This is a genomic window from Microbacterium atlanticum, from assembly GCF_015277815.1.
In the GTDB taxonomy this organism is placed as follows: Bacteria; Actinomycetota; Actinomycetes; order Actinomycetales; family Microbacteriaceae; genus Microbacterium; species Microbacterium atlanticum.
In genome coordinates this window covers 1,602,148-1,615,104 of sequence record NZ_CP063813.1, presented here as the reverse complement: position 1 = coordinate 1,615,104, position 12,957 = coordinate 1,602,148, and the positions used below count along the sequence as shown (strand labels likewise).

General features: G+C 71.2%; 11 protein-coding genes. 5 read left to right on the top strand and 6 right to left on the bottom strand.

Annotation, left to right across the window (positions count from 1 at the left end; genetic code table 11):
- Positions 1–72: 72 nt before the first annotated feature.
- From IR212_RS07240 to IR212_RS07220, 5 genes are all read right to left on the bottom strand, one after another.
- Positions 73–1,578: an amidohydrolase gene (locus tag IR212_RS07240; RefSeq protein WP_194398247.1), complete on the bottom strand. Its 1,506-nt coding sequence runs from the start codon at positions 1,576–1,578 to the stop codon at positions 73–75.
- A complete protein-coding gene (locus tag IR212_RS07235; protein WP_194398246.1) occupies positions 1,575–2,216 on the bottom strand; it encodes an FMN-binding negative transcriptional regulator in 642 nt (213 codons plus the stop codon). The genes IR212_RS07240 and IR212_RS07235 overlap by 4 nt, the downstream gene beginning before the upstream one ends.
- 92 nt (positions 2,217–2,308) lie before the next feature.
- Positions 2,309–3,307, bottom strand: a complete 999-nt coding sequence (locus IR212_RS07230) for an Fpg/Nei family DNA glycosylase (RefSeq protein WP_194398245.1) — start codon at positions 3,305–3,307, stop codon at positions 2,309–2,311.
- Positions 3,308–3,310: 3 nt separating this feature from the next.
- Positions 3,311–3,859, bottom strand: coding sequence for a ribose-5-phosphate isomerase (locus tag IR212_RS07225; protein WP_194398244.1), 549 nt, complete (start codon positions 3,857–3,859; stop codon positions 3,311–3,313).
- Positions 3,860–3,900: 41 nt separating this feature from the next.
- Positions 3,901–5,100: a ferrochelatase gene (locus tag IR212_RS07220; RefSeq protein WP_194398243.1), complete on the bottom strand. Its 1,200-nt coding sequence runs from the start codon at positions 5,098–5,100 to the stop codon at positions 3,901–3,903.
- A gap of 223 nt (positions 5,101–5,323) precedes the next feature.
- Here IR212_RS07220 and pepN point away from each other — a divergent pair, with 223 nt between their 5' ends.
- The 4 genes from pepN (at position 5,324) to IR212_RS07200 (ending at position 11,258) form a co-directional block, all read left to right on the top strand.
- Positions 5,324–7,870: an aminopeptidase N gene (gene pepN / locus IR212_RS07215; protein ID WP_194398242.1), complete on the top strand. Its 2,547-nt coding sequence runs from the start codon at positions 5,324–5,326 to the stop codon at positions 7,868–7,870.
- An 84-nt stretch (positions 7,871–7,954) separates the two neighbouring features.
- Positions 7,955–9,058, top strand: a complete 1,104-nt coding sequence (locus IR212_RS07210) for a mechanosensitive ion channel family protein (protein ID WP_194398241.1) — start codon at positions 7,955–7,957, stop codon at positions 9,056–9,058.
- Complete coding sequence (locus tag IR212_RS07205) at positions 9,055–9,564, top strand: globin (protein ID WP_194398240.1); 510 nt, start codon at positions 9,055–9,057, stop codon at positions 9,562–9,564. The genes IR212_RS07210 and IR212_RS07205 overlap by 4 nt, the downstream gene beginning before the upstream one ends.
- 29 nt (positions 9,565–9,593) lie before the next feature.
- Positions 9,594–11,258 (top strand): FAD-binding dehydrogenase, encoded by a 1,665-nt coding sequence (locus tag IR212_RS07200; protein ID WP_194398239.1) that lies wholly within the window; start codon positions 9,594–9,596, stop codon positions 11,256–11,258.
- A gap of 47 nt (positions 11,259–11,305) precedes the next feature.
- Here the strand turns inward: IR212_RS07200 and IR212_RS07195 are convergent, their stop codons facing one another.
- Positions 11,306–11,983, bottom strand: a complete 678-nt coding sequence (locus IR212_RS07195) for a DUF8185 domain-containing protein (RefSeq protein ID WP_194398238.1) — start codon at positions 11,981–11,983, stop codon at positions 11,306–11,308.
- Between the two features lie 112 nt (positions 11,984–12,095).
- Between IR212_RS07195 and IR212_RS07190 the strand changes: the two genes are divergently transcribed.
- Positions 12,096–12,956, top strand: coding sequence for an acyl-CoA thioesterase (locus IR212_RS07190; protein ID WP_194398577.1), 861 nt, complete (start codon positions 12,096–12,098; stop codon positions 12,954–12,956).
- The last annotated feature ends 1 nt before the right edge of the window (position 12,957 follow it).

The window sequence follows — 12,957 nt, the reverse complement described above, 5'->3', positions numbered from 1 at the left end:
GCGGCAGTGCGCGGGGTGCGGCATCCGACCCGCTCCCCGACCGGTGCGGGGGCAGACCCCCGGTGGGGGCGCTCACGCGACGTGGGTGAGTCGACCGCCGAGAACCGTCGCCGCGACGTTCATGCCGCGCATCTGCTCCTCGTCGGCAGCCAGCGGGTCGCGTTCGCACACCGCGAGGTCGGCGATGTCACCGGGACCGATGCGGGCGGGCTCCTCAGAACCCCCGCGGGTCGAGGCGCCGAGCGCCGTCGCCGCATCGAGGCGCTGCCCCGGCTGCCAGGGCTCGCGTCCGTCCCGGGTGCGGAAGACCGCGGCCGCCATCGCCGCCCACGGATCCAGCGGCGACACCGGCGCATCCGAGCCGAAGAGGATGTTCGCGCCGGCGTCCCGGAGCGCGCGCAGCGGGTAGGCCTGTGCGGTCTGGCTCGCCCACACCGAGTCCGTGAGGTCGCGGTCGTCCAGGGCGTGGACGGGCTGCACGCTGGCGCCGACCCCCAGCCGCGAGAAGCGCGGGATGTCGGAGTGGGCGACGAGCTGGGCGTGTTCGACGGTCCCCCACGCGCCCGTGGCCGCGAACGCGTCCAGCGCGTGCGTGTTGGCGACGTCGCCGATCGCGTGGATGGCCGACGCGATGCCGGCGGCGGTGGCGCGACTCATCAGCTCGATCAGAGTCGCGATGTCGACGGTGAGGACGCCGTGGTTGCCGGGGTCGCCGGGGTAGGCATGGGAGCACGCTGCGGTGCGGGTGCCGAGCGAGCCGTCGGTGATCACCTTGAGCGGACCGACGCGGACGAGATCGGATGCCGCGCCCCGCGCCGCGTCCCCGGTCCGAAGCCCCTCCCCGATCGCACGGTCGAGGAACTCCGGGTAGATGCCGAACGACACCCGCAGGGCATCGAATCCCGCCGCAAGCCGGCGCACCCAGGCGTCCTCGTTCCAGGCCATGTCGAGGTCGACGAGGCCGACGACGCCTCGGGATGCGGCATCCTGCGCCATCTGCGCCACGAGCGGATCCGACACCGACGTGTCGACGGCGTTGAGGCGCCGCGAGATCTCGAACGCCGGCTCCTCGCGCAGCAGGCCCACGCCGTCCGGCTCGAAGCCCTCCCGCCGCAGCGCGGCGGAGTTCAGCCACACGCTGTGGACGTCCGCGTTGATGAGGTACGTGGGCACTTCGCCGGTGGCCGCATCGAGCACGGCCAGTTCGGGCGCGTCCGGCCAGAAGGCGTCGCGGAACCCGCTGCCCACCCGCCGGCCGTCCGCGAGCGGGTCGGCGGCGCCCATGAGTGCCGCCGCTTCGGCGGCCGAGCCGGCGCCGCCGAGGTCGACGCGCTGGACCGAGAGCGCCCACTGCACGGTGTGCACGTGGTGGTCCCACAGGCCCGGGATCACGAAGCCGCCGTCGGCGTCGAGCACGAGCCCGTTGCAGGGAAGAGCGCCGGCGGGGGCGAGATCGGCCACCAGTCCGTCTGCCAGGTGCACGTCGACCGCCTCGTCGCCGAACGGGTCGGTCCGATCGGTGCCGGTGAGGCGGGCGTTCGCGATGACGTCGGGTCGGTCGCCGCGGGCCGGGGTCACCGCGCCGCCCTGCGGGTCTCGAGATCGCGGCGCATCTCGGGTGCCAGCCTCGCGTCGGCATAGGGGCTCGCACCGGCCTCGAGCCGGAGGATGATGTCCTCCACGACCTCGTCCGGCCGGTTCTGACTGAGCTTGCGTTTGGCGACGACCCGGGTGGGCGTGAGGCGGAAGCCGACGGTGCCGCATTCGAGGCGGCGCACGTAGTCGGGATCGTTCGGAGGCTCCCACATCAGACGGGGCTGCGGCATCCCGCCCTCGAATCGTGCGACGAGCCGCTCCAGCACCTCGAGGTTCTCCTCGGGGGTGAGGATCTCCGGGATGCCGCTGAGATGCGCCGAGACGAAGTTCCAGGTCGGCACGCTCGGGGTCTCGCCGTACCAGCCGGGAGAGATGTAGCCGTGCGGACCCTGGACGACGGCGAGCAGCTCCCGCTCGCCGAGTCCGTGGACGAGGTCGTCGGGCTTGCCGACGTGACCGACGATCGTGAGGTCGTCGCGGGCGGGATCCAGCATCACGGCGTAGTGCGAGGCGACCAGCCCGTCACCGGTCGAGCTGACGATGGTCACCCACGGGTTCTGCTCGATGAGGCGGCGGATCTCGCCGACGTCCGTCATGGCGAAGCTCGGGTTCTGACGCATGGGGCCCAGCCTAGGGTCGCGGATAGGCGTTCGAATCGCGCACCCGGCGCCCGAAGGACCGGTTCACCTGCAACGTGCGCGACTCGAAGCGGTCAACGCTGGCAGTTCGGGCACCAGTAGAGCTTGCGCGTCGCGAGCTCCTCGACCACGATCGCGGTGCCGCAGACCCGGCAGGGCAGCCCCGCCCGGTGGTAGACCCAGTGGCGGTCGTCTCGGCTGGCCATCGCCCGGCGGTAGGCCGCCTCGTCGAGGTCGTCCATCGTCATCATCTGCCCGGTCTCGACCCCGATGGCCAGCAGCCGCACCCAGTCGCGCCAGATCCCCCGCACGACCTCTTCGGGCACGTCTCTGCCCGGTGTATGGGGGTGCTGCCGGGCGCGGAACAGCAGCTCGGCGCGGTAGACGTTGCCGATCCCGCTGACGACCGCCTGATCCATGAGGAGGAGCGCGATGGAGGTGGGCTTGCGCCGCACGACCGTGGTGAACCGCTCCTCGCCCTCCGCGACATCATCCACCAGGGGATCCGGGCCGAGCCTCGCGATCGTCGCCACCACCTCGTCGGGCGTCTGCAGCTCGCACGCCGTCGGCCCGCGCAGGTCGGCGCACGTGACGTCGGTGAGGAGCCGCAATCGCACCTGACCGACCACCGGCGGCGGCCACGTGTCCGGCTCGTCGGCCAGGCCGGTGGTCTGCTCCGACATCCGCACGTGCACGCGGGTGCGACGCGGTGCACCGATCGAGGTCAGCGAGTTCTCGCCCGCGACGTCGTAGATCGGCTCGTCGAGGTCGGTGCCGCGCTGGTTGGTCTGTCCCATGCGACCGTTGGCCGAGGCGATCGTCGCGTCGACGACGATCTCGCCCGCGAAGTCCCACGCCCCGTACATCCCCAGGTGCACCCGCAGCCAGAGGTCGTCCTCGAACTCGAGGAACATCTGCTTGCCCACCGCTCGGACCGACGTGGCGCTCCGGCCGGTGATCGCGGCCGCCCCGTCCGCGAACCGCCCTTGCGGGCTGGAGGCATGCACGGGCCTGCCGACGATGTTCCGGTCGAACTGGCGGGCGATGCGATGGACGGAATGGCCCTCGGGCACGGGTCAGCCGGCTTCGGGATCGAACGAGCTGTCGTCGGCGGCCAGGACGTCGGGGTGTCCGGGGGCGGTCGCGCGCGGATCCGGCTCGAGGGCGCCGTCTTCCTCGTAGGCGGAGAGCTGTGCGATCCGGCGAGCGTGACGCTCCGCGCCCGAGAAGGGGGTCTCGATGAAGCGGTCGATGAACGAGGCCGCCTCGTCGAAGGTGTGCTGACGGGCGCCGATGGCGATGACGTTGGCGTCGTTGTGCTCGCGAGCGAGCTCCGCCGTCGCGATGCTCCACACCAGGGCGGCGCGCGCGCCCACGACCTTGTTCGCCGCGATCTGCTCGCCGTTGCCGGAGCCGCCGAAGACGACTCCGAGCGTTTCGATGCCGTCGGCCTGGTCGCGGACCACCGCCTGGGCGGCACGGATGCAGAACGCGGGGTAGTCGTCGAGCGGGTCGTATTCGATCGGACCGTGGTCGACGACCTCGTGCCCGGCGGCGGCCAGGTGGTGCTGGAGCTGCGTCGAGAACTCGAGGCCGGCGTGGTCGGTCGCGATATGGATGCGCATGGGCTCCATCCTAGGGAGCGGCGACAGCAGGCAGCCGCGGCTCAGGGCGCGACGCCGGCGGCGGCGGGCTTGAAGCCTGCGCGCACGTTCTCGCAGCACGCCGGACGGCACACGTCGAACCACGGACCCAAGTCCGTGCGGTGCGGGCGATCACCCGGGGGCGTGCCGTTCAGGCGCTCCTCGACCAGGTCGATGAGGCCCGACACGAAGACCGGGTCGACGCCCGGCGTCGGCGTGCGCACCGCCCGGATGCCGGCTTGGGCGGCAGCCTCCATGGCCTCCGTGTCCAGATCCCAGAGGACCTCCATGTGGTCGCTCATGAAGCCGAGGGGCACGACTGCGACGGCCTCGATCCCGGCCGCCGGCAGCTCGGCGATCACGTCGTTGACGTCGGGCTCGAGCCACGGCTGCGACGGCGGTCCGGAGCGGGACTGGTACACCAGATCCCAGCCGATGCCCTCGGCGCCCGGCACCTCCGCGGCGACGGCCGCCATGACGACCTCGGCGACCGCCCTGTGCTGGGCGGCGTACGCGCCGCCCTCCCCCAGGTCGCGGTGCCTGTCGTCGCCCGCGCGCGGTCCCGAGCGCTCAGCATCGGCGGTCGGGATGCTGTGCGTCGAGAACAGCACGCGCACGGCTCCCGGCGCGATCCCGTCGGCGAGGAACCCGGCGACCGCGTCGCGCACGCCGTCGACGAACGGCTGCACGAATCCGGGGTGGTCGAAGAACTGTCGCACCTTGTCGATCGTCACCGTCCCGGCGAGCTCGGTCTCGGTCAGCACGCGGGCGAAGTCCTCACGGTACTGCCGGCAGCTCGAGAACGACGAGTAGGCGCTCGTCGCCAGGCCCAGAAGCCGCATGTGACCGGCGGCCGCGGCATCCGTCACCGCCTCTGCCAGGTAGGGCGACCAGTTGCGGTTCCCCCAATACACCGGCAGATCGATGCCGCGGCGCGCAAGCTCCGCCTCGAGGGCCGCCTTGAGGGCGCGGTTCTGGGCATTGATGGGGCTGACCCCGCCGAAATGGCGGTAGTGGTGGGCGACCTCCTCGAGTCGCTCGTCGGGGATGCCGCGCCCGCGGGTGACGTTGCGGAGGAACGGGATGACGTCGTCCTGTCCCTCGGGACCGCCGAAGCCGGCGAGAAGCAGTGCGTCGTACGCGACCGGCTGCTCCACCCATGGGGCACCCGGCGCAGCGGCGGGCGAGGCGAACGGGACCACGGGCTGCTCGGAGGACGTCACCTTCCCATCCTGACACCGCCGCGGACCGCCGAGCGCGATTCGGGGATGTCGACGCCCTCGCGCCGGACCGCCGCCCGCCGTGACCGACGAACGGGCGCGCGCACCGCGTAGGCTGGACCGGTTGTCACCGGTGCCAGCAGCGCCGGCAGCGTCCGCCGGACCCTGCGTCCGGGCCACGGGCCGAAGACACCGTCCGTCATCCTCACCCACGGGAGCCGAAGCAGTGCCTGGAGAGAACCTCACCCGCATCGAGGCGCAGGAGCGCCGCGCGATCGTCGACACGCAGTCGTACGAGGTCGCACTGGACCTGACCAGGGGCGCGGAGGTCTTCCGATCGCGCACCGTTGTCCGCTTCGCCGCGACGCCCGGCGCATCGACGTTCATCGACCTGATCGCCCGCGACGTGCATGAGATCACCCTCAACGGGCGATCCGTCGACCCGGCGACGTCGTTCGCCGACGCGCGGATCTCGCTGGACGACCTCGCCGCCCAGAACGAGCTGGTCATCGACGCGGACTGCCTCTACACCAACACCGGCGAGGGCCTGCACCGCTTCGTCGACCCCGTCGACGACGAGGTCTACCTCTACTCCCAGTTCGAGGTGCCCGACTCGCGACGGATGTACGCGGTGTTCGAGCAGCCCGACCTCAAGGCCACGTTCCAGTTCACCGTCACCGCGCCGGAGCCGTGGAAGGTCGTGTCGAACTCCCCCACGCCCGAGCCGAAGCGGCACGGCGACGGTACGGCGACGTGGCGGTTCGAGCCCACGCCGCGCATCTCCTCGTACATCACGGCGCTCATCGCCGGTCCCTACGAAGCGACCTTCTCAGAGCTGACCAGCGCATCGGGCCGCGTCATCCCGCTCGGGGTGTACGGGCGCAAGAGCCTGTGGCAGCACCTGGACGCCGACTACATCTTCGACAAGACGCGGCAGGGCTTCTCGTACTTCGAGGAGAAGTTCGACTACGCCTACCCGTTCGCCAAGTACGACCAGCTGTTCGTGCCGGAGTTCAACGCCGGGGCCATGGAGAACGCCGGCGCGGTCACGTTCACCGAGACCTACGTCTTCCGCTCGAAGGTGACCGACGCCGTCAAGGAGCGACGCGTCGTCACGATCCTGCACGAGCTCGCGCACATGTGGTTCGGCGACCTGGTCACGATGAAGTGGTGGAACGACCTCTGGCTCAACGAGTCGTTCGCCGAGTGGGCCTCGACGATCGCGACGGCGGAGGCCACCGAGTGGACCGAGGCATGGACCACCTTCAACGCGATGGAGAAGACCTGGGCGTACCGTCAGGATCAGCTGCCCTCCACCCACCCCGTCGTCGCGCAGATCAACGACCTCGAGGACGTCCAGGTCAACTTCGACGGGATCACCTACGCCAAGGGCGGCTCGGTCCTCAAGCAGCTGGCCGCGTGGGTGGGCATCGAGGCGTTCTTCGCCGGCGTGGCGGCGTACTTCAAGAAGCATGAGTGGTCGAACACCGAGCTTTCCGACCTGCTGAGCGAGCTCGAGGTCACCAGCGGCCGCGAGCTGTCGACCTGGTCGAGGAAGTGGCTCGAGACGGCCGGCGTGAACACCCTCTCGCCGGAGATCGTGACGGATGCCGATGGCACGATCACGCGGTTCGCCATCGTGCAGACGGCCCCGGCCGACTACCCGACCATCCGTCCGCACCGCCTCGGCGTGGGCTTCTACGACCTTCAGGGCGACGCGCTCGTGCGGGTGCACCATGTCGAGCTGGACGTCGACGGCGACCTCACCGAGGTGCCCGAGCTCAAGGGGCGCACCCGTCCGGCTCTCGTGCTGCTCAACGACGAGGACCTCGCCTACGCCAAGATCCGGCTGGACGACCGCTCCCTGCAGACCGCCGTCGACCACCTCGGCAAGATCAGCGACCCGCTCGCCCGCTCGCTGGTGTGGGGCGCCGCATGGGATCAGACGCGCGATGCCGAGGCATCCGCGTCCGACTACGTCGACCTGGTGCTGCGCAACATCGGCGCCGAGACGGAGTCGACCACTGTGCGCACGACGCTCGCCCAGCTCCAGCTCGCGGCGAACTCGTACGTCGCGCCGGAGAGGCGCGACGCGACGCGCGCGAAGGTGGCCGACGCGCTGTGGGAGCTGGCCGAGTCCGCGGCGGCCGGCGGCGACAGCCAGCTGCAGTTCGTCACGGCGTTCGCGTCCGCGGCCGCGGCGCCGAGCCAGTGGGAGAAGGTCCGCCGACTGCGCGACGGCGAGGTCGCCCTCGACGGGCTCGAGATCGACACCGACCTGTCGTGGCAGCTGCTCGTGTCGCTCGCGGCCGGCGGCGTGGTGACCGAGGCCGACATCGATGCCGCGCTCGCCGCCGACAACACGGCCAAGGGTGGCGAGTTCGCCGCCCAGGCGAAGGCGGCGCTTCCGACCGCCGCGGCCAAGGCTGCGGCATGGTCCTCCCTCGTCGACAGCGACGAGCTGCCCAACACGATCGTGCGCTCGGCGGCGCTCGGCTTCGTCCACCCCGCGAGTCGTGAGCTTCTCGACGCGTTCGTGCCGCGGTACTTCGACGCGCTGCAGCCGATCTGGGACTCCCGCACCTATCAGATCGCCCAGTATCTGATCGTGGGCCTCTACCCGGCGCCGCTGGCGAATGTGGCACTGCGCGACGCGACGCGCGCGTGGCTCGAGCAGAACGCCGATGCGGCGCCGGCACTGCGCCGCCTCGTCGCCGAGAACCTCGCCGGGGTCGAGCGCGCGCTGTCGGTGCAGGACCGCGACGGTCAGTGACCGGACCGCGGATGCCGCGGTCCCGCCGAGTCCGTCCATCGCGGACTCAGGCAGGGCCGGGGCATCCGCTTTAGGATCGAAGCGATGATCAACGCCCCCCTGGACACCACCACGCCTCCGGACCTGACCGACGCGGAGCTCTGGCGCCAGGTCGGGGACTTCTTCGTCAGGGCGGGATGGAATCTGCTGACCATCGCCCTGATCGTCCTCGGCGCCATCCTGCTCGCGTGGATCCTCAAGTTCGTGATCCGGCGCGTGGTGAACCGGATCGTCAACGGGGCGAAGTCCAAGGCGAACGTGGACGACACGCAGGCGCTCGAGCGTTCGCCGCTGGCTTCGGTGCGACTGGTGCAGCGCACCCGCACGCTGGGTTCGATCCTCCACAACGTGGTCAACGTGACGATCGTCGTCATCGCGATCCTGCTGATCATCAACGTCGTCGCACCGTCGGCGCTCGGGTCCCTCACCCTCCTCACGGCGGCCATCGGCGCCGGTCTCGGCTTCGGAGCGCAGAACATCGTCAAGGATGTGCTCAACGGCATCTTCATCGTCGCGGAGGACCAGGTCGGCATCGGCGACGTGGTCGATCTCGGGCTCGCCACCGGCATCGTGGAGTACGTGAGCGTCAGGGTGACCCACGTCCGCGACGTCAACGGCACCCTCTGGTACGTGCGCAACGGCGAGATCACCCGCATCGGCAACCTCTCCCAGGGATGGTCGAGGGTCATCATCGACCTCTCGGTCGCAGTCGACTCCGACATCGCGGAGGTCGAACGGGCGATGCTCGACACGGCAAAGGGGCTCGCGAAGGACCCGAAGTGGCGCACGCGCATACTCGAGCAGCCCGAGGTGTGGGGGCTGGAGTCGATCTCGGGCGACGCGCTGGTCATCCGGCTCGTCATGAAGACGCGCGCCAACGCGAAGGACGACGTCGCCCGCGAGCTGCGCATGCGACTCAAGCGCACCATCGATGAGATGGGCATCAGCCTGCCCGCCCTCGCGGCGGTCATGCCCAGCGGGATCGAGGGGGCGCAGCGGGTGCGTGGCGCCAACCCGCCGAAGACGAAGCCGACACCGGTGCCGCCGGCCGTCGAGCGACCGGTGTGGAAGCCCAAGCGCACGCCGAAGAAGAATCCGTCGCCCGTCGACGGCGCCGACGGCGCCAGCACGTCCGGAGGCACGTCATGACAGACGGTCCCATCGGCCCCGCCGGCGAGCAGCCGCCGGTCCCGCTGAGCTTCTACGATGAGATCGGCGGGCACGACACGTTCGTGCGCCTGGTCGACGCGTTCTACCGCGGCGTCGCCGACGACGACGTGCTGCGTCCGATGTATCCCGAGGAGGACCTCGGTCCCGCCAAGGAACGGCTGACGCTCTTCCTCGAGCAGTACTGGGGTGGGCCGACCACCTACAGCGCACAGCGCGGGCACCCTCGGCTTCGGATGCGGCACGCCGCCTTCCACGTGGACCCCGACGCCCGGGACCGCTGGCTCGCGCACATGCGGGTCGCCGTCGACGAGCTGAAGCTCCCGCCGCTTCACGAGGCCACGCTCTGGGACTACCTCCAGCGGGCGGCCTACGCGATGGTGAACACCTTCCAGCCCTCCGGCATCGGACCCGCCGCCGGCATGCGCGCGGCGACGTCGATCCCCGTCACCGCCGCTCCCCCGGCCGACCCCGACGCCTCCCGCTGACCCAGGCCACCGCCGACGAAGGAGTCGACATGCCCACTGCCAGCCACCGCACCGACGTGCTCGTGATCGGGTGGGGCCTGGCCGGCCTCGTCGCGGCCGCTGAGGCCGCGGCCGCCGGCAAACGCGTGATCATCGTCGACCAGGAGCCGCGGTCGAACCTGGGCGGCCAGGCGTGGTGGTCCTTCGGCGGACTGTTCTTCATCGACTCGCCGGAGCAGCGCCGGCTCGGAATCCGGGATTCCCTCGAACTCGCCCGCCAGGACTGGCTCGGCACCGCAGGCTTCGATCGCGACGAGGACCTCTGGCCGCGACGGTGGGCCGACGCGTATCTCGACTTCGCGCACCGCGAGAAGCGCGCCTGGCTGCGCCAGAAGGGCGTGGGATTCTTCCCCATCGTCGGCTGGGCCGAGCGCGGTGGCTACACCGCCACCGGTCCCGGCAACTCCGTGCCGCGCTTCCACGTCACGTGGGGAACAGGTCCCGGGCTCGTCGCCCCCTTCCAAGCAGCGGTCGAAGCGGCCGAGGCCGACGGGCGGGTGACGATCCTGCCGCGACACCGGGTGGTCTCGCTCACCGTCGAGAACGGGACGGTCACCGGAGCCGGCGGCGACATCCTGGCACCCTCGGGCGCCGTGCGCGGAGTGGCGAGCTCGCGCGACGTGGTCGACTCGTTCGCCGTGACGGCCGGCGCCACCGTCGTGGCCTCCGGCGGCATCGGAGGCAACCACGATCTCGTGCGGCGGTGGTGGCCCGAGCGCCTGGGCACCGCCCCGGCGACGATGGTGACAGGGGTGCCGGCGTACGTCGACGGCTCGATGCAGCCCATCGCGTCGGCCGCCGGCGCACGGATCATCAACGGAGATCGGATGTGGCACTACGTCGAGGGCGTCCAGAACTGGGATCCGGTGTGGCCGGGTCACGGCATCCGGATCCTCCCCGGTCCCTCTTCGCTGTGGCTCGATGCGACCGGAAGCCGGCTGCCGGTGCCGCTCTTCCCCGGCTTCGATACGCTGGGCACGCTCGCCCACCTGCGCGCGACCGGGTACGACCACTCGTGGTTCGTGCTGTCGCAGAAGATCATCGAGAAGGAGTTCACGCTCTCGGGCAGCGAGCAGAACCCCGACCTCACCGGCAAGGATGTCCGCCTCCTGGCCGCCTCCCGCCTCGGGAAGGGCGCGGCGGGGCCGGTGCAGGCGTTCATGGACCGCGGTGCCGACTTCGTCGTCCGCAACGACCTCGACGCGCTGATCGCCGGGATGCGCGCCCTCCCCGGCGGCGAAGCGCTGGACGGCGACCGGGTGCGGCACGAGGTCGAGGCGCGCGACCGCGAAGTGGAGAACGACTTCACCAAGGACGCCCAGATCGCCATGCTGCGCTCGGCGCGCGCCTTCCGCGGCGACCGGCTGATCCGCACCGCCAGCCCCCATCGCATCCTCGATCCGAAGTCGGGCCCGCTCATCGCCGTGAAGCTCCACGTTCTGACACGCAAGTCCCTCGGCGGAATCGAGACCGACCTGTCGGCGCGGGCCCTGGGTGCGGGCGGGGAGCCCGTGCCCGGCCTCTTCGCCGCGGGCGAGGCGAGTGGGTTCGGGGGCGGCGGCGTGCACGGGTATCGGGCGCTGGAAGGCACCTTCGTCGGCGGATGCCTGTTCTCCGGCCGCATCGCCGGACGGGCGGCTGCCGCAGCGGTGTGACGGTGCGGGGCGCCCCGTCTCTGCGGCGGCCGCCGACGGCGCCGGTATCAGCGGAGCGCTGACCCGGTGCTGCGCACGGCTGTGAGGCCGGTCGCCACCGGCCCGCGCACGAGCACGTGACCACGGTCGAGCGTGATCCTCGTCCACGGACCGCTCGCGAACACCCGCGCGGTCTCGCTTCCGCTGATGAAGCCGAGGCTGAGAGCCGCGAAGGCGACGCCCGCCGGCAGGCCGCCGAGCTCGTCGTCCGGCGCACCCCACACCGCCGCTCGCACCGTGCGCACCACGTCTTCGCCGGCGTCCGTGGGGACCGCGTCCGACACGCGGGCGATGCCTCCCTGCGCCTTCGCGGCGAGCGTGGCCGCCTCGATGCCCGGCCGGCGATCCCATCCGGTCCGCGGCGGCGTGATCCCCGCCCATGCGGGCGCGAGCGCGGTGTCGGGAAGCGCGAGCGCGCGGCGGTCGTCGTCCACTGCGGACAGAGCGGATGCCTCCACCACGAGATCGCAGACGAGTTCGGGGTCGGCGGCGAGGGTGCGCAGGGCGAGGACCGTCGGTGTCGGATCCCCGAACCCGCGGGGAGCGAGCGGCGCGGCCGTCATCGCCAGCACGCCCCCCGACGCGACGAGACGCAGACCCTCGTCGGTGAAGCGGGCGGCCCGTCCGGCGAAGGTCAGCGCGTCGGCGGCGGACTCGGCATCGGCGAGCAGGAGGCGCGGGGACATCGCCCCTAAGCTACCAAGCGGACCTGCGGGCGGCGGACGCCCCGGGAAGGAGCACCGCGTGGACCAGGAGCCGACCGCCGAAGCCGTCCCGGAGGCCGATCCCGTCGCCTCCATGCTGTCGGTGATCGATCTGAGCGCGTCGGATGCCCGCACAACCGAGGACATCTTCACCGGCACCTCGCAGCATATGCCGCTGGGCCGGGTCTACGGCGGTCAGGTGCTGGCGCAGTCCATCGTCGCGGCCTCGCGGACCATTCCCGAGGAGCGCACCGTCCACTCCATGCACGGCTACTTCCTCCGACCCGGCGACTCGACCAAGGGGATCACCTTCGCCGTCGACCGGATCCACGACGGCCGATCGTTCTCGACCCGCCGTACCCAGGCATTCCAGGAAGGCGTGCCGATCTTCTCGATGATCGCGTCGTTCCAGGATGAGGATCCGGGGCTCGATCACCAGACGCCGATCCCCGAGGACGTCCCCGCACCGGACGACCTGCCCGACATCGAATCGCATCTGGCGGGGCTGCATCCGATGTCGAAGCGACTGTTCACCGACCGGCCCATCGATCTGCGTCACATCCCGTCGCCCATCTATGCGACGGTCTCGGGTGAGCGCGTGCCGCGGCAGGCGGTGTGGATGCGCGTCCGGCGGCCGATCCCCGACACCCCGGCCGTCCACCGCGCCGTGCTCGCGTATCTCAGCGACCTCACCATCCAGGAGTCGATCCTGCGCGCGCACGGTGTTGCCTGGTCGACCCGCGGGCTGAAGGTGGCGAGCCTGGACCATGCGATGTGGTGGCACCGCTTCGGAAGGGTCGACGAGTGGATGCTCTACGTCCAGGAGTCCCCCAGTGCACGGGGCGGGCGCGGCCTCGCGACCGGGCGCATCTACTCCGGCGACGGCACGCTGATGGCGAGCGTCGCCCAGGAGATCATGGTCCGCGTGCCGGAGAAGGATCCCTCCGGCGGGTGAC